General features: G+C 65.4%; 19 protein-coding genes and 1 tRNA gene. 13 read left to right on the top strand and 7 right to left on the bottom strand.

Annotation, left to right across the window (positions count from 1 at the left end; genetic code table 11):
* Window positions 1-29 precede the first annotated feature (29 nt).
* The 3 genes from ACQR2C_RS11885 (at window position 30) to ACQR2C_RS11875 (ending at window position 3,451) form a co-directional block, all read left to right on the top strand.
* The gene (locus ACQR2C_RS11885) at window positions 30-740 is read left to right on the top strand and encodes a TetR/AcrR family transcriptional regulator (protein WP_434881188.1); all 711 of its coding nucleotides are present in this window, start codon (window positions 30-32) and stop codon (window positions 738-740) included.
* A gap of 181 nt (window positions 741-921) precedes the next feature.
* Window positions 922-995 (top strand) — tRNA-Gln (locus ACQR2C_RS11880).
* A 227-nt stretch (window positions 996-1,222) separates the two neighbouring features.
* On the top strand, window positions 1,223-3,451 hold the full coding sequence (locus ACQR2C_RS11875) for a tetratricopeptide repeat protein (protein WP_434881187.1): 2,229 nt from the start codon (window positions 1,223-1,225) through the stop codon (window positions 3,449-3,451).
* A 20-nt stretch (window positions 3,452-3,471) separates the two neighbouring features.
* On the opposite strand, the gene ACQR2C_RS11870 is transcribed toward ACQR2C_RS11875, so the two are convergent.
* Entirely contained in the window at window positions 3,472-4,809 is a 1,338-nt protein-coding gene (locus ACQR2C_RS11870) for a sulfotransferase family protein (protein ID WP_316237842.1), read from the bottom strand.
* 232 nt (window positions 4,810-5,041) lie between these two features.
* Between ACQR2C_RS11870 and ACQR2C_RS11865 the strand changes: the two genes are divergently transcribed.
* Window positions 5,042-5,197 carry a hypothetical protein gene (locus tag ACQR2C_RS11865; RefSeq protein ID WP_315803114.1) on the top strand — a complete coding sequence of 52 codons (156 nt, stop codon included), beginning with the start codon at window positions 5,042-5,044 and terminating at the stop codon, window positions 5,195-5,197.
* 26 nt (window positions 5,198-5,223) lie between these two features.
* Here ACQR2C_RS11865 and ACQR2C_RS11860 read toward each other — a convergent pair whose 3' ends face one another.
* The 3 genes from ACQR2C_RS11860 to ACQR2C_RS11850 form a co-directional block, all read right to left on the bottom strand.
* A complete protein-coding gene (locus ACQR2C_RS11860) occupies window positions 5,224-5,742 on the bottom strand; it encodes a hypothetical protein (RefSeq protein WP_315803113.1) in 519 nt (172 codons plus the stop codon).
* A 168-nt stretch (window positions 5,743-5,910) separates the two neighbouring features.
* The gene (gene hpaD, locus ACQR2C_RS11855) at window positions 5,911-6,828 is read right to left on the bottom strand and encodes a 3,4-dihydroxyphenylacetate 2,3-dioxygenase (RefSeq protein ID WP_434881186.1); all 918 of its coding nucleotides are present in this window, start codon (window positions 6,826-6,828) and stop codon (window positions 5,911-5,913) included.
* Between the two features lie 170 nt (window positions 6,829-6,998).
* On the bottom strand, window positions 6,999-7,520 hold the full coding sequence (locus tag ACQR2C_RS11850) for an Hsp20/alpha crystallin family protein (RefSeq protein WP_315714485.1): 522 nt from the start codon (window positions 7,518-7,520) through the stop codon (window positions 6,999-7,001).
* A gap of 487 nt (window positions 7,521-8,007) precedes the next feature.
* Here ACQR2C_RS11850 and ACQR2C_RS11845 point away from each other — a divergent pair, with 487 nt between their 5' ends.
* On the top strand, window positions 8,008-9,762 hold the full coding sequence (locus tag ACQR2C_RS11845) for an ATP-binding protein (RefSeq protein WP_315803111.1): 1,755 nt from the start codon (window positions 8,008-8,010) through the stop codon (window positions 9,760-9,762).
* Between the two features lie 158 nt (window positions 9,763-9,920).
* On the top strand, window positions 9,921-10,505 hold the full coding sequence (locus ACQR2C_RS11840; protein ID WP_315803110.1) for a peroxidase-related enzyme: 585 nt from the start codon (window positions 9,921-9,923) through the stop codon (window positions 10,503-10,505).
* A 5-nt stretch (window positions 10,506-10,510) separates the two neighbouring features.
* Here ACQR2C_RS11840 and ACQR2C_RS11835 read toward each other — a convergent pair whose 3' ends face one another.
* Complete coding sequence (locus tag ACQR2C_RS11835; protein WP_315803109.1) at window positions 10,511-11,137, bottom strand: ParB-like protein; 627 nt, start codon at window positions 11,135-11,137, stop codon at window positions 10,511-10,513.
* Between the two features lie 239 nt (window positions 11,138-11,376).
* Between ACQR2C_RS11835 and ACQR2C_RS11830 the strand changes: the two genes are divergently transcribed.
* The 7 genes from ACQR2C_RS11830 to ACQR2C_RS11800 all read left to right on the top strand — a co-directional run bounded on the left by ACQR2C_RS11830 (window position 11,377) and on the right by ACQR2C_RS11800 (window position 16,704).
* The gene (locus tag ACQR2C_RS11830; protein WP_315803108.1) at window positions 11,377-11,727 is read left to right on the top strand and encodes a hypothetical protein; all 351 of its coding nucleotides are present in this window, start codon (window positions 11,377-11,379) and stop codon (window positions 11,725-11,727) included.
* 215 nt (window positions 11,728-11,942) lie between these two features.
* Window positions 11,943-12,224, top strand: coding sequence for an acyl carrier protein (locus ACQR2C_RS11825; RefSeq protein WP_006609130.1), 282 nt, complete (start codon window positions 11,943-11,945; stop codon window positions 12,222-12,224).
* A 9-nt stretch (window positions 12,225-12,233) separates the two neighbouring features.
* On the top strand, window positions 12,234-12,704 hold the full coding sequence (locus ACQR2C_RS11820; RefSeq protein ID WP_315803107.1) for a 3-hydroxyacyl-ACP dehydratase FabZ family protein: 471 nt from the start codon (window positions 12,234-12,236) through the stop codon (window positions 12,702-12,704).
* A complete protein-coding gene (locus ACQR2C_RS11815) occupies window positions 12,701-13,906 on the top strand; it encodes a beta-ketoacyl-ACP synthase (RefSeq protein WP_434881185.1) in 1,206 nt (401 codons plus the stop codon). Before ACQR2C_RS11820 ends, ACQR2C_RS11815 begins: the two co-directional genes overlap by 4 nt.
* A gap of 38 nt (window positions 13,907-13,944) precedes the next feature.
* A complete protein-coding gene (locus ACQR2C_RS11810; protein ID WP_409997940.1) occupies window positions 13,945-15,219 on the top strand; it encodes a beta-ketoacyl-ACP synthase in 1,275 nt (424 codons plus the stop codon).
* A 16-nt stretch (window positions 15,220-15,235) separates the two neighbouring features.
* Complete coding sequence (locus ACQR2C_RS11805) at window positions 15,236-16,168, top strand: lipid A biosynthesis lauroyl acyltransferase (protein ID WP_434838982.1); 933 nt, start codon at window positions 15,236-15,238, stop codon at window positions 16,166-16,168.
* 158 nt (window positions 16,169-16,326) lie between these two features.
* Window positions 16,327-16,704 (top strand): VOC family protein, encoded by a 378-nt coding sequence (locus ACQR2C_RS11800; RefSeq protein ID WP_315803104.1) that lies wholly within the window; start codon window positions 16,327-16,329, stop codon window positions 16,702-16,704.
* A 102-nt stretch (window positions 16,705-16,806) separates the two neighbouring features.
* On the opposite strand, the gene ACQR2C_RS11795 is transcribed toward ACQR2C_RS11800, so the two are convergent.
* Together ACQR2C_RS11795 and ACQR2C_RS11790 are read right to left on the bottom strand one after the other, a co-directional pair.
* Entirely contained in the window at window positions 16,807-17,913 is a 1,107-nt protein-coding gene (locus ACQR2C_RS11795) for a polyamine ABC transporter substrate-binding protein (RefSeq protein WP_434881184.1), read from the bottom strand.
* A 12-nt stretch (window positions 17,914-17,925) separates the two neighbouring features.
* Window positions 17,926-19,089, bottom strand: a complete 1,164-nt coding sequence (locus ACQR2C_RS11790; protein WP_434881183.1) for an aminotransferase — start codon at window positions 19,087-19,089, stop codon at window positions 17,926-17,928.

Here is a 19,089-nt window from a genome sequence, read left to right as displayed (position 1 = left end):
TGATTATTGTTCTAGAGGGAGCCAGCGACATGCCTCAGCGGATCGCGCCGGACCACCTGCCCGGCGTCACCCCGTCGCGGCAGCAGCGCAGCCGCGAGACGACGCTTGCCCTGCTGACGGCCGGCGCGGAGCTGCTGCACACGCGCGGCCTCGCGGAGCTGTCGATCAGCGACCTCTGTGCGCATATCGGGGCAACGGTCGGCGCCTTCTACAGCCGGTTCGACAGCAAGGAGGCCTACTTCAACGCCCTGCTCTCGCTCACCCTGGCGGACGGGCGGAAGCAGCTCTTGAGACTCCAGCCGCCCGATCCCGCCCGCGCGGGCGACCTGAACCGGCAATGCCACCTGCTGGTGCGCGGCACCGTGCTGTGGATGCGCCGTCACAAGGGCGTGCTGCGCGCCGCGCTGGTGCGCAGCGAGCGCGGCGCGAACCACTGGAGCGGCTTCAAGGAGCTGGCACAGGCACTGTCGGAGCGTGCGGCGCTGCTGCTGCCTGGGGGCGGGCGCGCCGGCGCGGCGTCGCGCACGCGGTCGGGAACAGCGGACGCGCGAAAGACGGTCGCGTTCGGCGTCCAGGTCGTGCTCGGCACCCTGGTGAACGCCATCCTCAACGATCCCGGCCCGCTGTCGATCGACGACGACGAGATTGCGGAACGGCTCGGTGCCTGTCTGGTCCTGCTGGTGCGCGGCGGCCCGGACGGCACGCCGCGAAAGCCGCGGGCCGCGAGAGCCGAGCGCTAGACCCGGCCAGCCCGTGGCGCGACGGGCGGCAGAGCACGTTGGAAATCCGTCATCCAGCGGCTTGCCAAAGCCTGATACATACGGGTAGAAGGACGCGTCGCCGCCGCCCGAGCTTTGCCGGCCGGCGCGCAGAACGGTGCCAAACAGTCCGGCAATTGCTTGAAACTGCAGGGCATTCCGTTGGGGAATGGTGTAACGGTAGCACAACAGACTCTGACTCTGTTTGTCTTGGTTCGAATCCAGGTTCCCCAGCCAGCTTGATCATTGCCGCGACGGCTTGAAGCTCCACCGCCTCGTCCTTGTGATCTGAGAAGCATCCGGCTCGGTTTTGCCCTACGCCCGAGATTGCATGCCCATGCGGGACACGCTGCGGCGTCCGCCCCTTCGGCACGCGGTCCCGCGCGTTAACGTCTGCTCATTGCGAATCGGCGAGAACGGAACAACCATTGCGAGCAATGGACCGGTTCCGTGGAGGAAAGCACTTGCAAAGCAGCGTCGGCTCCCGCGCCTTCCAGAACGCAAGGCTGCAAAAGCGGGCCAAGAAACAGGCGGACGTGCTGCTGCCGGCGGCGGTCAAGGCCTACCGCGAGGGCCGGCATCCGGAGGCTCAGGCCCTGTGCCAGCAGATCCTGCAGGACCTGCCGCACCATTTCGGCGCCCTGCATCTGCTCGGCGTGTCCGAGCGGGACTGCGGCCGCTTCGACCAGTCGGTGCGCGTGCTGACACGCGCGACCGAGATCGATCCGCGCTCGGCCGACGCCCAGTCTGATCTCGGCCTGTCGCTGTCCCGGCTCGGCCGCCACGAGGACGCTCGCGCCCGCTTCGAGCGCGCCATCGCGCTCAGGCCGAACTTCCCGACCGCGCTCACGCATCTGGGCAACGCGCTGATGAGCCTCTTCCGTTTCGAGGAGGCGATCTCAGCGCATGACCGCGCCATTGCCCTGAAGCCCGACTATGCCGAGGCCTACGCCAATCGCGGCATGGCGCTGCTGTTCACGAGCCGCAACGACGAGGCCGGTCAGAACTTCGATCGCGCGCTGGCGCTGCAGCCGCGGTTGCTGACGGCCCTGTTCGGCAAGGGCGTGGCCAGCATGAACCTGCGGGAGTTCGATTCCGCGCTGGCCGCGCTGGATGCGGCGCTGGCGATCAATCCGAAGGCTGCCGCCGTGCTCGCCCAGCGCGGCCGGGCGTATCAGGAGATGGGCAAGTTCGACCAGGCGGAAGCCGATTTCGACGCCGCGCTCGCGCTCGAGCCGCTGCTGGAAGAAGCACTTTGCGGCAAGGCCGCGGTGACTCTCGTCCATGGCAATATCGCGCTCGCGATCTCCGTTATCAACAAGGTGCTGGCACAGAACCCGGACTCGGAGATCGCCTGGACCCTGCTCGGCGTCTGCGCTGCGGCGCAGGGCGACACCGCCACGGCGATCGAACATTACGACCGCGCGCTCGCGATCCGACCGAACCATGAGGACGCGATCACCAAGAAGATCTTCGCGCTGGATTTCCTGCCCGACACCGGGGTGGAACGTCTTCAGGAAGCGCGGAGATATTGGTGGGATGCGATCGGCTCGCGATTGGAGCGCCGCTCGCTCGGCGTGCGAAACATCGACCCCGACCGGCGGCTTGTCGTCGGCTACGTCTCGTCCGATTTCCGCGACCATTCAGCGGCCTTTGCCTTCCTGCCCATCCTGCGCCATCACGATCGCAACAAGTTCGAAATCCTCGCCTATTCCTGTTCGCCGATGAAGGATGCCAAGACCGACCTGTGCCGCTCGCTGGTCGATCGCTTTGTCGACGCCTCGCTGTGGGGCGACGACAAGCTCGCCGATCAGATCCAGGCCGACAAGGTCGACATCCTCGTCGACCTCTCGGGGCATTCCGCCGGCCACCGGCTCACGATGTTTGCGCGCAAGCCCGCCCCGGTCCAGGTCTCGGCCGTCGGCAGCGTCACCGGGACGGGCCTGCCCGTCATGGATTATCTGCTGGCCGATCCGGTGACGATTCCACCCGCGGTCCGGCATCTGTTCGCCGAAAAGATCTACGACCTGCCGTCGCTGATCACGATCGAACCCCCGCCTCCCATTCCGCCATCGCCGCTGCCGATGCTTCGTAACGGCCACGTCACCTTCGGCGTGTTCAATCGCATCGAAAAGATGTCCGAACCTGCTCTCAGACTCTGGTCGCAGCTGATGGCGGCAACGCCCGGCTCGATCATCGTCGTCAAAAACCACTCGATGGGCGATCCCCTGCTGCGCGACCGATTGGTTGCACGCTTCGTCGCTCACGGCATTACCGCGGACCGCGTCCGTTGTGCAGGAAAGACGACGCGCCAGGAGCATCTTGCGATGTTCGCCGAGATCGACATCTCGCTCGATCCGTTCCCGCAGAATGGCGGCATCTCGACCTGGGAATCGCTGCAGATGGGCGTGCCTGTGGTCACCAAGCTCGGCAGCGGCCCTGCCGCCCGCGCGGGCGGCGCGATCGCCAAGGCAGTGGGCCTGGATGCGTGGGTCGCCGAAAACGACGACGGCTATCTCGCGATCGCGCTGAAATTCTGCTCGCGGCCTGCCGAGCTTGCCGCGCTCCGCGCTGAGCTGCCGGCCATGATCTCGCATTCAGCGGCCGGAAACGGCGCGCTCTACACGCAGCATGTGGAACAGGGATATCGGACGTTCTGGCGCGACTATTGCCGGCAAGCGCCGATCCGCTAGCGTTTCCTGTTCTGATTGGATCAGGACCGACCGGGCCGGCAGAGCCTCGCGCCCGTGCGCCGTTCCACCCATGCGAGATACTCTTCCGACCGGGCCAGCACCTGCGCCCGCGACAATCCGAATTGCTCGAGCGAGTAGACATGCTTGAAACGGCGGCTGATGGACTCCGCCTGCAAGTGCCGTCGCATGAGGGTCTCGAACTCGCCCGTGAAATCGTAGCCGAACTTCGCATAGATGGTGCGAACGGTCGCGATCGGGTCGCGAGTCAAATCCTCGAACAGGACATCGATGAATTGGCCGGATCTCGCCTCCTCGTCGGCCTGCATCATCCGGGCCATCGACTGCTCGAACAGCTCGAGCATGCGCTGGCCGAGGTCGTGGGCATCGAGGCGCGGCGTATAGGCGATCTGCATCTGCGCGATCAGGCTGGCGAGGGCCGGAATGATCTGGCAGGGATCCCGATGCAGCCGAACGATCCGTGCGTCGGGAAAGCTCTTGAACAGCACCGGAAAGAACTGCGCATGAGCCAGCGACTTGCTGACCCAGTGCCCGCCGCGATGAAACAGCTGCAGGTGCTGAACCTGACGTCTGTAGCCGGCGTACAGCATGTCCAACTCTGACGGACTCACCCCTCGGAACCATTGCCAATAGTCCGGTGACCTCAGCCCGAGGATCATGTGCTGCGGGCCGTGCCACATCATGAGCTGGCACTCCTCGGGGGCCGCGGGGGCGAACTCATGGATCTTGTGCAGATCCGGCATCACGGCCGACCTAAAATCGGCGTGCACGCGAAGCCGGTCGATCCGCGGATCCGTCTCATACGTCTCCCGACGAGGCGGTGGCGACGGCTCCTGCAACTCCCAGAGCCGCGGTGCCCGCGCCTGGGGATCGAGGGCCAGCAGATGATGCAGAAACGTGCTTCCGGTCCGGCCGAAACCGACGAGAAACAGAGGCTTTGCAACGGGCACGTCGACGATGTCGGGGAAGTCGGCCACATCCTGCTCGAACTGAAGGTACCGCTCGAGCCAGCCATAGATGTAGTGGCTCGCCATGTAGCGGCCGAGATCGTCATAGTGGGTATCGCGTGCGATCGAGCCTGCCAGGCACCTGATCCCTTCGAGATGCAGTTCGCCGCGCGTCCCCAGCGGCACCGAGCCGACGCGGCTTTGCGCCAGGTCGAGCAACTGATCGACGTCCAGCACTTGCCTCGCGCCAAGTTCGCGATCCAGGGAGAGCATCCTCGTCAGGAGCTGTGCGGCCTTGGGCGAGCGCAGCTCTGGAGCGACGACGATGGTTTCGTCGGAATCGACTTTCCGGCGAGGCATGGAACGCTTCCCTGGGCGCGGTGAGGCGTCCATGCTAGCGAACGGCCCGCCCGATCACAACAGAGGCGCCGCGATCGAGGCTGAATGCGACGCTTGCGCTGCGTCGACGACGCTGTCCTGCCGGTCCCCGCCTCGCATCGTCTCCTCGACTTCACGATCTCGCCAAGGTGCGCCCGATCACGGAATTAACCCGTCATTCACCACGATCCTCATCCGGCCGGAACGATGCAATTTGCTTCAAATTGTCTGGCCAGGGAGACGGGACATGACCAAGCTGATGGACCTCGAAGACCAGATCGAACGCGCCGAGCGACTCGCGCGCAGCATCACCGACACGCTGACGATCGAGCGGCTGCGCCAGTTCGCGGCCGAGTGCCGGTGCGAGCGCGAGCGGCTGTCGCATCAACGCCACGCGGCCTGAAGGATCGCATCAGAGGGCGCAGCCGCTCACGAGCAGGTCGTCACCATGTTGGTGCAGAGCTGCCGCGTCCAGCCGACGCCTTTCTTGACGCGGATCCTGGCGAAGTCGCCGAAGCAGCCGAGCAGCTCGACCGCCTGGTCACCGCTCGCATGCGGGTCGAGCTTCGCGCTCGATGTGGCGTGATCGCGGTAGATGGCCGCGCCGTTCTGCAGGCCGCCGGCGCCGACGATGCTCCGATGCAGGAAGCCCCTGCCCTGAAAGATCACGGTCTCCTTGCCTTGCTCGACGTCGTTCAGCACGGCCCGGTCGATCTCGAACCAGTCACCCTGCTGCGCGGTGAGATGCACGACGATCCAGCCGTCGCTGGTCGGGTTCTTCAAGGCATTGACGATGCCGCCGCCTGGCTCCGCGCGGACATTGGCGCCGTTCGGATCGCGGTCGATGATGTCGGCCTCGACGTTGCAGGCCTCGCGATGCGGCACTTGCGCCGCCGCCATGCCCGGCACGATGAGCATCGCGGTCAGCAACAGAATTCTCGTCAGCATTGAGCGGTCACCGGCCTCCGGTCCATCCCGCATTGGTCGCGCCGCCGACGCCGCGGTTCAACACCGAGCAGATGGCGGCGACCAGCCGGGCTCACGGCGACCGCCGATCAGGTCTATCCGGAGGACATCATCGAGATGCACCGGCATCCGGAGGTCTGGTGAGCGGCGCTACAGCCGACCGCCCGCGAGCGCGGCGGCGCGCGGCCGGCCGACGTCGTCCAGCGCCTGCGGCATCGGTGAGACCGGAAACACCGCGTTGATCTGGCCCGTCCCTGATGACGGGAAGAACGGCGTCACCACCTCGACGCCGCGGTCGTAGTGGTTCCAGCCGAGCGCGCCCAGCAGCATGGCCGTATCGTGCATGAAGCCCTCGCCATGGCCCTTGCTGGCATATTCCGGCAGCATGTCGCAGAAATCCGGCCACTCGCCGTGCTCCCACATCTGGATCACCTCGTGGTCGAGCCGCTCCAGGAACGGGCTGAACATCCGGTCGCGATACTCGTCGGCGGTGCCGTTCTGGGCGAAGCGGTGGCTCAGCGAGCCCGAGGCGAAGAAGGCGACCGTGCCGTCGTAATGATCCTCGACCGCGCGGCGGAACGCCCAGCCGAGCTTGGCGCTGTCGGCGAGATAATGCGAGGTGCACAGCGCCGAGACGGAGACGACCTTGAAGTGGCGGTCGGGGTTCATGTAGCGCATCGGCACCAAGGTGCCGTATTCCAGCGCCAGCGACGTCGCATCGTGGGCCATGGTGGCAACACCATGGGCGTTGGCGCCCTCGGCGAGGATGTGGCCCAGCTCCGGGTTGCCGTTGTATTCATAGGTCATGTTGGCGATGAAGTGCGGCAGCTCGTTCGAGGTGTAGAGCCCTTCGAAATGCGGCGCGCAATTGATGTGGTAGCCGGCATTGACCAGCCAATGGGTGTCGAACACGACGATGGTGTCGACGCCGGCCTCGCGGCAGCGCCGGCCGATCTCGATATGACCGTCGATCGCCGACTGTCGCTTGCCCTTGGCCGGACCATCCAGCTCGCTGAGATACATCGACGGCACATGCGTGATCTTGGCCGCGAGTGCGAGCTTGCCCATCCTCTCGTCTCCCTTCCGGTCGTTCCCCGGTCCGGCATCGCCGACCGTTTGCTTGGGAGGCAGATTACCCCTGCAGCTCCGCGAAAAAAAGGGCCGCGCGCGCGGCCCTTCCTCGGCGTCCGATCCATCGTCTGTCCCATGATCATGGGACAGAAAGCCACAGGATGCGGTCACGCCGCCTTGATGTCGATGGTCTTGGCGGCCTTCTGTACCTCGGGTTTCTTCGGCAGGGTGACCTTGAGCACCCCCTGCTTGAACACGGCCTCGATCTTGTCGGTGTCGACGCCGTCGGGGATCTGGAAGGAGCGTTCGAACGAGCCGAAGCTGCGCTCACGGACGTAATAGTCCTTCTTCTTCTCCTCCTTGTCCTCCTGCTTCTCGCCCTTGATCGAGAGCACGCCGCTCGCAACCTTCACCTCGACGTTCTTCTCGTCGAGGCCGGGCAACTCAGCCGTGACCTCATAGGCATTGTCGTGCTCGGCGACGTCGACCGCCGGCGCCACGGCAAAGGACCGTGCGCGGGCCAGACCCGGCAGTTGGTCGAACAGCGACGGTGTGCGCCAGATCCCGCCATGGAAGTCCTCGAACACGCGATCGATCTCGCGGCGCAGGTTCTCGAACGGCCGCCATCCCTGCATGGAGGGCGCACCTGCCTTCTCGGTGTTGACGGGCAGCTTGGTAGGTTCAGCCATAACATCATCCTCCTGCTTCACGCGAGGATCAGGTCTGCAACGGCATGGGCGCGACCAATGTCATCCGACGAGATCGGCCGGCATCCGCTCCCTCGCGCTTGACGGGAAAGATATAGCCTGCACGCCCGGGTTCCAGATTGATTGCGATCAAATCGCTGAGCGGCCGGACGGCTTTCGGATCGGTGCGGCAACCCATCCAGGTTGCTTTCAGGGTCGGGGCGTCCAGCGCCGAAGAGCCCTGAAGGAAGAGCCTTGGAGATGGTGAACCGGACGTTAACCCGAACGGCTCGCGCAACGCTTTAGGGAAGGATGCAGAAATCCTTACACTCCAAAGTGTTAGGCCCCATTGAGGAGGCGCGATCGCAACGCTCCGCGCGACCCTCCGACGGCCGGACCGGGCGCCGGCGCGTTCACAAACATTGCCCGCTTAACAAATTTTCCAGTCCCAGCAGAGAAGGTGTCAGCTCAACAATTCACCACAGGTTTCATGACCGTGACATCCTTCGGACGCGTGATCTCGGTGCGGGGCTCCCAGGCCCGCGTCGGCATTCTGTCGAAACAGCAGATGAACGTCTCCGATATCCGCGCGACAGTCGGCCGTTTCATCAGCATTCGCTGCCCGAGCGCCACGATCATTGCGATCATCACCGAGGTGACCAGCGAGGACCTCTCGCATGCCAGCGAATACGTCGCGACGGCGTCGGTAGACCTGCTCGGCGAGATTCTCGGGCCGGCCGAACGGCCCAAGTTCCAACGCGGCGTCACCCACTACCCGACCATCGGCGACGCCGTCGACATGATCACGAGCGAGGAGCTGCGCACGATCTACACGCCGACCGCCGGCGACCACATCGACATCGGCGCGCTGCAGCAGGACACCTCCGTGCGCGCCTGTGTCAATGTCGAGGAAATGCTCTCGAAGCATTTCGCGGTGCTTGGATCGACCGGCGTGGGCAAATCGACCGGCGTGTCGCTGCTGCTCAACGAGATCCTGAAGGCGCGGCCGAACTTGCGCATCTTCCTGCTCGACGTCCACAACGAATATGGCCGCTGCTTTGGTGAAAAAGCGCTGGTGCTGAACCCGCGCAACCTGAAGCTGCCGTTCTGGCTGTTCAATTTCGAGGAGATCGTCGACGTCCTGTTCGGCGGCCGGCCCGGCGTGCCGGAAGAGCTCGACATCCTGGCCGAAGTGATCCCGCTGGCGAAGGGCATCTACACCCAGTACCAGAACACGGACCGCATCGGGCTCAAGCGCGTCGACCCCAAGATGGTCGGCTACACCGTCGATACGCCGGTGCCCTACCGCCTCGTCGACCTGATCAACCTGATCGACGAGCGGATGGGCAAGCTCGAGAACCGCTCCTCGCGCATCATCTATCACAAGCTGATCTCGCGCATCGAGACCGTACGCAACGACCCGCGCTACGCCTTCATGTTCGACAACGCCAATGTCGGCGGCGACACCATGGCCGAGGTCATCAGCCATCTGTTCCGCCTGCCCGCCAATGGCCGGCCGATGACGGTGATGCAGCTCGCCGGCTTCCCGGCCGAGGTTGTCGATTCCGTCGTGTCGGTGGTGTGCCGCATGGCGTTCGATTTCGGGCTGTGGAGCGACGGCGTCTCGCCGCTGCTGTTCGTCTGCGAGGAGGCCCACCGCTACGCCTCCGCCGACCGCTCGATCGGCTTCGGCCCGACCCGCAAGGCGATCTCGCGCATTGCCAAGGAAGGCCGGAAATACGGCGTCTATCTCGGCCTGATCACCCAGCGGCCGGCCGAGCTCGACGCCACCATCATCTCCCAGTGCAACACGCTGTTCACGATGCGCCTCGCCAACGAGCGCGACCAGTCGCTGCTGCGCTCGGCGGTGTCGGACGCCGCCGCCAACCTGCTCTCCTTCGTCCCCTCGCTCGGCACCCGCGAGGTGCTGGCGTTCGGCGAAGGCGTCGCGCTGCCGACCCGGCTGCGCTTCAAGGAGGTGCCGCTGCATCAATTGCCGCGCAGCGAGGCGACGATCGCCACCGTCCGCTCGGTGAATGCCGGACACGACATGCATTTCGTCAGTGCCGTGCTGGAGCGCTGGCGCGGAGCGACCTCGAGCCGGGACGCCTCGAGCGGCGACGGCGGCGCCGGCAACCTCGGGGATCGAGGAAGTATGTCCGCATCGCTGGACGCGCCAATGCTGCAGCCGTCGATGGGGCTCGATCCGGACCGCTTCTCCCTGTTGAAGAAGCCGCTGCGCTAAACACGGCGGCCGCCGCTCTCAAATCCCGGTCGATGACGCCCCGAGGAGGCGTTGCGGGCACGTCGCCAAAAGCAAGGTGATGGGCTGAGCTGGACCGTTGCGCCTGCGCGGCGATCGACTAAGGTTCGCCCCCTGCCACGCACGCCGGACCCGTTGCCATGACGCAAGCTCCCATCAGCCGCTTTCCCGTTCCCGCAATCGACGCCTTGCCGGACGACATCCGCACCCGGCTGCTCGGCGTGCAGGAGAAGAGCGGCTTCGTGCCCAACGTGTTCCTGACACTCGCGCACCGGCCGGACGAGTTCCGCGCGTTCTTTGCGTATCACGACGCGCTGATGGAGAAGGACGGCGGGCTGACCAAGGCCGAGCGCGAGATGATCGTGGTGGCGACCTCGAGCGCCAACCAGTGCCAGTATTGCGTCATCGCGCATGGCGCGATCCTGCGCATCCGCGCCAAGAGTCCCCTGATCGCCGACCAGATCGCGATCAACTACCGCAAGGCCGACATCACGCCGCGGCAGCGGGCGATGCTCGATTTCGCGATGAAGGTGGCGCTCGAGGCGCAGACCGTCGGGGACGCCGATTTCAAGGCGCTGGCCGGCCACGGTTTCAGCGACGACGACATCTGGGACATCGCCGCAATCGCGGCATTCTTCGCGCTGTCGAACCGGATGGCGAATGTCACAGGCATGCGGCCCAACGACGAGTTCTACCTGATGGGGCGGCTGCCGAAGACCAAGTGAGACGATCAGTCGTCCGACGCCGGCCCGCACCAGCCGGGCAGATAGACCGCGTCGTGGCTCTTTGCGGCCGCCAGCGCGTGCTCCATGGCGGCGGCGAAATGGGTCTCGACCGTCTTGCGCTTGACCTTGCGGCGCAGGAAGTCGGCCCATAGGAACTCGCTGAACGGCGTCGTGTCCTTGGCAAAGCCGCCGGCGCGGCGCAGCTCACCGGCCAGGCTGCGGAACGGATCGTCCTTCAGATTCGCGACGGTCTTCGGCAGGTCCTTGAAATGCCGCCGCACGCCCTTGGCGTCGTAAGGATAGACCCAGCGCTTGTTGTCCATCACGCCCCAGAACGCCTCCCGATCGACCATCGAGAGGTCGCCGATCACCGTGACCAGCACATCCTTGACGCCCTCGTCATGGAGCGCGCGGGCGAGGTGATGGTGGTCGACGACGTAGTGCCGCTCGTCGGGACCGAGCACCACCGGGATCATGTGCTTGCCGAGCAGCTCGGCCTGCTTCTTCTTCGACTTGTGCTCGCGCCAGCGCTCGCGCTTCTCCTTCACCTCGCGCATGCCGACGGTCATCTGGGTCGGGCGCAGCGACAGGATCGGCACGGGATGAAGCAGCGGCTCGCGGGTATTGGCCATGGCTGGGCTTCCAGGGGGATGATCAGCATTATGCCACGCCTGCCGAGCCGTTCCAGCGCATCTTCCCCGAGCTGCGACGCCGTTCGGACCGACCGCGGCAGGTTCCAATCACCCGCGGAGCAGGCGCCGACTGGATGCATCCGAGGAGGGAGATGTTTTGCTGATGCAGCTCAATTATGGCAAAGTTTCTTTGTGAGAGGTTGGGCCCGCGTGCTAAAAAGGACCATCGGAGTCGAGGCATGAAGTCCCAGCGCCCCATTGCAGCGGAGGAAGAGCATCGCGTGGTGCCGTTCCGGCCGCGCAGCAGTCCGGTGCGGCGCGCGGCCGAGGGCGGCAGTCCGCCGATTCAGCTGCACCGGCGCGAGCAGCCGACACTCGATCTCTCCCGGTATGAGCAGCCGCGTGAGGAGCCCGATGACTTCCGTCACCGCATCCTGGCCAACATCGCCGCCATCGCCTTCACGGTCGCGTTGACCGCGATCGGCATCTGGCTGGCGATGAGCATTGCCGACCTGCGCAAGACCCAGGACTGCCTGCTGACCGGACGGCGCGACTGCGCCCGCATCATCACCGAGACCTACACGCCCTGATCCCCTGCTGGACGCGGCTGCCGCGGCCGGCGGGGCATCACAATCCCGCCACAACCGCCGTGTCCGGCTCCATTGAACTCACCGCGTCGCTCCGATATACGGGCACACGACTCCCGGGCGACGGGGGTAAAAGGGCTCGCATCAGACGCCCCGGGGGCGCGGTGTCCTCCCGTCGCCACCTACCGGATTAGCTCCAAAATATCAAAGGCTTAGTGATGTCCTCAACATTCGATCAGGTCGCCACGATCATCGCTGAAACCTGCGACATCCCGCGCGACACGATCACGCCGGATAGCCACGCCATCGACGATCTGGGCATCGACAGCCTCGATTTCCTCGACATCGCGTTTGCGATCGACAAGGCCTTCGGGATCAAGCTGCCACTCGAGAAGTGGACGCAGGAAGTCAACGACGGCAAAGCCAGCACCGAGCAGTATTTCGTGCTGAAGAACCTGTGCGCCCGCATCGACGAGCTGGTCGCCGCCAAGGGCGCGTGAGCGCCTGCCATGCAGATCGAATACTTCCTGCTCATCGACCGCATTCTCGATCTTCGGCTGGACGAGAAGGCCATCACCGTCGAAGCCAAGGTCCCCACCGAAAGCACGATCTTCGAAGGACATTTCCCGGGCTATCCGATCATGCCCGGCGTTCTCCTGATCGAATCGATGGCGCAGACATCGGGCTGGCTGCTGCTCGCGCTCATGAAGTTCGAGCGGATGCCGTTCCTCGCCGCGGTCAAGGAGGCCAAGATGCGCGGCTTCGTGTCGCCGGGCGAGGTGCTGACCGTCGAGGCCAACGTGCTGCACGAGGGCTCCGGCTATGCCATGACCGAAGCGCGCGTGAAGGTCGGCGGCAAGCTACGCTCGAACGCGACGATCACCTTCAGCCACGTCCCCTTCCCCAATCCGGAGCTGCGCGGACACATGGACGCCGTCGCCGAGCGCGTCGGCTTTCCGCAACAGGTCCTACAGCGATGAGTGAGACGACAGCCGTGACCTCCGAGCCCGTCGAAGTCTGGATCACCGGTATCGGCCTTGCGACCTCGCTCGGCGAGGGACTCGATGCGAACTGGGAGGCCCTCAACGCCGGCCAGATCAACGTCGACGAGCAGGGTTTTGCACCCTACATCGTGCATCCCTGGGCCAAGGTGAATCTGGAAGCGCAGATCCCGAAGAAGGAGCAGCGCCAGATGGAGGCGTGGCAGCGCATCGGCACCTATGCCGCCGGGCTTGCGCTGGATTCCGCCGGCCTCAAGGGCAACAAGGACATCCTGTCCCGGATGGACATGATCGTGGCCGCGGGCGGCGGCGAGCGCGACATCTCCGTCGACACCGCGATCCTCAACGCGGAGGCCCAGGGCAATTGCACGCCCGGCTTCCTGAACGACCGGCTGATGAGCGACCTGCGCCCGACCCTGTTCCTGGCGCAGTTGTCCAACCTGCTCGCCGGCAACATCGCGATCTCGCACGGCGTCTGCGGCACCTCGCGCACCTTCATGGGCGAGGAGGTTGCGGGCGTCGACGCGTTCAAGATCGCCTTGGCCCGCATCGCCGGCCGCCAGAGCGACATCGCGCTGGTCGGCGGCTCGCACAATGGCGAGCGCAAGGATCTGCTCGTGCTGTACGAGTTCGGCGACTACAATCTGAAGAACGAATTCAAGCCGGTCTGGTCCCGCAAGGACCATCCGGGCTTCGCGCTCGGATCGGCCGGCGCGTTCCTGGTGCTGGAATCCAGGCCGCATGCGGAGGCCCGCGGCGCCAAGCCGCTGGCGCGGCTCAGCAAGGTCGTCGCCGACCGCGCCCGCCGCAAGGAGGCAGGCGCGGTGACCGGAACGCTGGACCGTCTATGGTCGGCGCTCGACGTCCACGAGGCCCCCGGCGCCATCATCACGGGCGCGACCGGTGCGGAGCCGGTGACCTCGGAGGAGCGCGCCTTCCTCGACCATCACAAGGCGTTCGCGGTGCGCTCGAGCGGGACCCGTTTCGGCCACACGATGGAAGCGCATTTCGCGCTTGGTCTGGCGCTTGCGGCACTTTCGATCTCGCGCGGCGCCCTGTTCGCACCGGGCGACGCCTCGGGTGTGGAGGCAGAGATGAAGGAGGCTCCGACCCAGATCGTGGTGGTCGGCGCCGGCCACTACCGCGGCGAAGGCATGGCCTTGGTCGAAGCAGTCAAGTGAACACGGTACGGCCTTAAGAAGACGCGACGGGGGACATCATGAGTGTACGCGACAAGTTTGGACGCCCCATCGTGGTCGTGACCGGGATGGGCATCGTCACCTCCCTTGGGGCCGGCAAGTCCGATAATTGGAACAAGCTCGTGGCCGGCGAGTCCGGCATCCGCACCATCACGCGCTTTCCGATCGACGGCTTGAAGACGACCATGGCCGGCACGGTCGATTTCGTCCCCGTGGCGCCGTTCACGTCGACGGGCCTGTCCGAGCGGCTCGGCCACATGGCCGTCGAGGAAGCCATCGCGCAGGCTGGAATCGGCAGCAAGGGCGACTTCCCGGGCCCGCTGTTTCTCGCCGTGGCGCCCGTCGAGATCGAGTGGCCGCAGCGCCTGGAGCTCGCGCATGAGGTTGGCGGCACTCAGTTCACCTATGACGACCTGCTGAAGGTCTGCGGCGGCGGCAAGTTCGTCAACTATCACCACCGCTTCCTGTTCGGCTCCGTCGCCGATTCGCTGTCCGACACCTTCGGCACCAAGGGCTCGCCGATCTCGCTGTCGACTGCCTGCGCCTCCGGCGCGACCGCGATCCAGCTCGGCGTCGAAGCCATCCGGCGCGGTGAGACTGACGTCGCGCTATGCGCCGCCACCGAAGGCTCGGTCAATCCGGAAGGGCTCGTGCGCTTCTCGCTGCTGTCGGCGCTGTCGACCCAGAACGACCCGCCGCAGGCCGCCTCCAAGCCGTTCTCCAAGAACCGCGATGGTTTCGTGATGGCCGAGGGCGCCGGAGCGCTGGTGCTGGAAAGCTACGACGCGGCCGTGGCGCGCGGCGCCAAGATCCTCGGTGTCGTCGCCGGCTGCGGCGAGCTGACCGACTCCTTCCACCGCACCCGCTCCTCGCCGGACGGCAAGCCGATCATCGGCTGCATCCGCAAGGCGCTCGCCGATGCCGGCATGGCGCCGGAGCAGATCGACCATATCAATGCCCACGGCACCGCCACGCCCGAGAACGACAAGATGGAATATGTCGGCGTCTCCGCCGTGTTCGGCGAGCACACCGGCAAGATCCCGGTGTCGTCGAACAAGTCGATGGTCGGCCACACCATCTCGGCGGCCGGCGCGGTCGAGGCGATCTTCTCGCTGCAGACGCTCGAGCATCAGCGTATTCCGCCGACCATCAACTACGACATTCCGGATCCCGCGATCCTGTTCGACGTCGTCGGCAACAAGGCCCGCGATGCGCGCGTCACCACCGTGATGTCGAATTCGTTCGGCTTCGGCGGCCAGAACGCCTCGCTGATCCTGACGCGCGAACCGGCCTGATCCGCCTGTCACATCGATGAGTCTCCTGCCCCTCCGGACCAAGCTCGTGATCCGCCGAGCCGTGAAGTCGGCCGGGGCGTCCGCCGTCGGCGCGCTGACGGTCGGCATGCTCAGGACCACGCGCTATTTCGATCCGCAGAAGACGGCCGACCGCTTCGCGCGCCTCGCGCAGTGGATCGGTCCGCGGCTGCGCGAGCAGCGCATCGGCCGCGACAATCTCACGGCGGCCTTTCCGGAGAAATCGCCCGAGGAGATCGAGAAAATCCTCGCCGGCGTGTGGGACAATCTCGGCCGCGTCGGCGCCGAGTTCGCCCATCTCGACAAGATCTGGGATTACGACGAGGCTCATCCGGAGCGCAGCCGGATCGAGCTGTCGCCGCGCACCCATGAGCTGTTTCATCAGCTCCGTCTCGACGGCAAGCCGGCGCTGATCTTTGCCAGCCACCTCGCCAATTGGGAGATGCCGGCGCTGGCGGCGGTCGCCCATAAGCTCGATACGGCGATCCTCTATCGCCGACCCAACATCGCCGCCGCCGACCGCATCATCCAGGAGATGCGGCAGGTCAAGATGGGCACACTGGTCCCGGCCGGCCGCGACGCACCGCTGCGGCTGGCACAGGCGCTCAAGAACGGCCAGCACGTTGCCATGCTGGTCGATCAGTACCTGACCGGCGGCGTCGAGGTCACCTTCTTCGGCCGCAAGACCCGCGCCAATCCGATGCTCGCCCGCCTGTTGCGCCAGGTCGAATGCCCGGTGCACGGCGTCCGCATCATCCGCCTCCCCGGCAATCGCTTCCGCGCCGAAGTCTCGGAGGAGGTGAAGCCGGTGCGGACGGCCGATGGTCAGATCGACATCCAGGGCACGACGCAGGCGATCACCGACGTCGTCGAGAGTTGGGTGCGCGAATATCCCGAGCAATGGCTCTGGCTGCATCGGCGCTGGCGGTAGCCCGCGCCCGGACAAATTCCGCTGCGGGGAAGCAGCGCTGCAGCACCACTTACCGCTGACGGGCCCTTGAAAGAAAACGCTTACCTCATCCATCGACGCTCGCTACCTTGGTCGCGTATCCGACGGCTGTTCGGAAGCTGCAGGGAGGACAAGCGCGAATGTTTTCGCATGTGATGATCGGCACCAACGACCTCGACAAGGCCAAGGCCTTCTACGACAAGCTGCTGGGAACGCTCGGCGTGAGGCCGGCACGGGTCGACGGCCACCGCATCTTCTACATCACGCCGACCGGCATTTTCGGGGTGTCGAAGCCGATCAACGGTGAGCCGGCCACGCACGCCAATGGCGGCACGATCGGCTTTGCCTGCAACTCACCTGAGCAGGCAGACGCCTGGCATGCAGCCGGGCTCGAAGCCGGCGGCACCAGCTGCGAAAATCCGCCCGGCGTTCGTGAAGGCTCCGCCGGCAAACTCTATCTGGCATATCTGCGCGACCTCGACGGCAACAAGCTCTGCGCGATGCATCGGCTGGGGTAATCCCGCGGAGTCATTGCGAGGAGCAACGCGACGAAGCAATCCAGATCTTCTTCTCAGCCCTGGATTGCTTCGCAGCGTTCGCAATGCCGGCAGCAGCGCTGGCTACCGCCCGGTCTTCACCTTCGTCCAGAGCCGGTTGATGACGCGCTGCGTCGCGGGCTCGCGGGCGGTGATGACGAACAGCTTCTTCAGCGTCGTCTCATCCGGATAGATGTTCTTGTCGCCAAAGATTTTTGGATCGATCAGCTTCTGGCTCGCCAGGTTGCCGTTGGCATAGGACAGGAAGTCGGAGTTCTTGGCCGCGACCTCGGGCCGGTAGAGATAATTGATCAGCGCATAGGCTTCGGCCACGTGCGGAGCGTCAGTGGGAATCGCAAAATTGTCGAAGAACATCTGCGCGCCCTCTTTCGGGATTGCGTAGCCGATCTCGACGCCGTTCTTCGCTTCTTCCGCGCGGCTGCGCGCCTGCATGATGTCGCCGGACCAGCCGACGACGAGGCAGATCTCGCCGGTGGCGAGCGCGCTTAAGTATTCCGACGAATGAAACTTGCGCACGGATGGTGCGACCTTGCCGACCACCTCGGCCGCCTTCTCCAGATCGGCCTGCCTGGTCGAGTTCGGGTCGAGGCCAAGATAGCTCAGCGCCGCCGGAAAGATGTCGTCGGCGGAATCCAGCATGTGGACGCCGCAGTCCTTGAACTTGGCGAGGTTCTCCGGCTTGAACACCATGTCCCAGCTGTCGATCCGCGCGCCGGGCCCCAGGATCTTCTCGACCGCCTTGACGTTGTAGCCGATCCCGGTCGTGCCCCACATGTAGTTGGCGGCGAACTGATTGCCGGGGTCGTAGGTGGCCAGACGCTCGGTCACGACGGGCCACGCATTGACGAGATTGGGCAGCTTGGACTTGTCGAGCGGCTGGAAGATCTTGGCCTTGATCTGGCGCTGCAGGAAGTACGCGGTCGGCACCACGACGTCGTAGCCGGATTTGCCGGCGAGCAGCCGCGTCTCCAGGGTCTCGTTGGCGTCGAATGTGTCGTAGACCACCTTGATGCCGGTCTCCTTGGTGAAGTCGTCAAGGACACCGGGCGCCATGTAGTTCGACCAGTTGTAGAAGTTGACGACGCGCTCCTCTGCGCGACCGGCCGCCCCCGTGAGCGTCAGCGCCGCGACAGCCAGCGCCAGAGCCGAACCCATGCAGCCGCGCGTCATCACTCGTGTCTCCTAGCGCCGGTGGATGGCGTCCGAGAGGCGCTCGAGCGCCGTATCCAGGGTTGCGTCCTTCTTGGCGAAGCAGAACCGCACCACCGACGTCACGGCATCCGTCTCGTAGAACGCGGACACCGGGATGGCGGCCACCTTGTAGTCGTTGACGATGCGGCGGCAGAACTGCTCGTCGGTCTCGTTGAGGCCGAGCGGCAAAAGGTCGACGGTCAGGAAGTAGGTCCCCTGCGCCTTCAGCACGGGAAAGCCCAGGCTTTCGAGACCGGCCGTGAGCCGGTCGCGGCTGCGCGCGAGCTCGCTGCGCATGTTGATGAAATAGTCGTCGGACTTGCCGAGCCCGTAGGCGACCGCGACCTGCAGATTCGGTGCCGTCGTGAAGGTCAGGAATTGATGCACCTTGGCGGCGACGCGCAGCAGATGCGGCGCGGCGCAGACGAAGCCGATCTTCCAGCCCGTCAGCGAGAAGATCTTGCCGGCCGAGCCGACCTTGATGGTGCGGTCGCGCATGCCGGGAATGGTGATCAGCGGGATGTGCGCGCGGCCGTCGAACACGACGTGCTCCCAGACCTCGTCGCAGATCGCGACCGCGTCGAACTCCTGGCAGAAGCGCGCCAGCAGCTCGAGATCCTCGCGCGGGTAGACCACCGCGGCCGGGTTGAGCGGGTTGTTGAACAGCACCGCCTTGGTCTTTGGCGAGAACGCCTGCCGCAGCATCTCCTCCGACAGCCGCCAGTGCGGCGGCTCCAGACGGACGAGGCGCGGAATGCCGCCGGCCTGGCGGATGATCGGCAAGTATGAATCATAGACCGGCTGGAAGCAGATCACCTCGTCGCCCGGCTCCACCACCGACAGGATCGCCGACGTCAGCGCCTCGGTGCCGCCGGAGGTGACCATGACCTCGCTCATCGGATCGAGATCGAGCTTGTGCCAGTGCTTGTAGTGCGCGGCGATGGCCTGGCGCAGCTCCGGCAGGCCCATCATCGACGGATACTGGTTGTAGCCGTTGAGGACCGCATCGGCCGCGGCACGGCGGATATCCTCCGGACCCGGATCGTCGGGAAAGCCCTGCCCCAGATTGATCGCGTCGTTGTCGCGCGCGAGCTGCGACATCTGCTCGAAAATAGTGACGGGCAGGTCAGCGAAGACCTTGTTCTGCGAGATCAT

The organism is Bradyrhizobium sp. HKCCYLRH3061 (genome assembly GCF_051168015.1).
GTDB lineage: Bacteria > Pseudomonadota > Alphaproteobacteria > Rhizobiales > Xanthobacteraceae > Bradyrhizobium.
The sequence above is the reverse complement of the archived record's forward strand: the minus strand, read 5'-3'. Positions and strand labels throughout refer to the sequence as shown.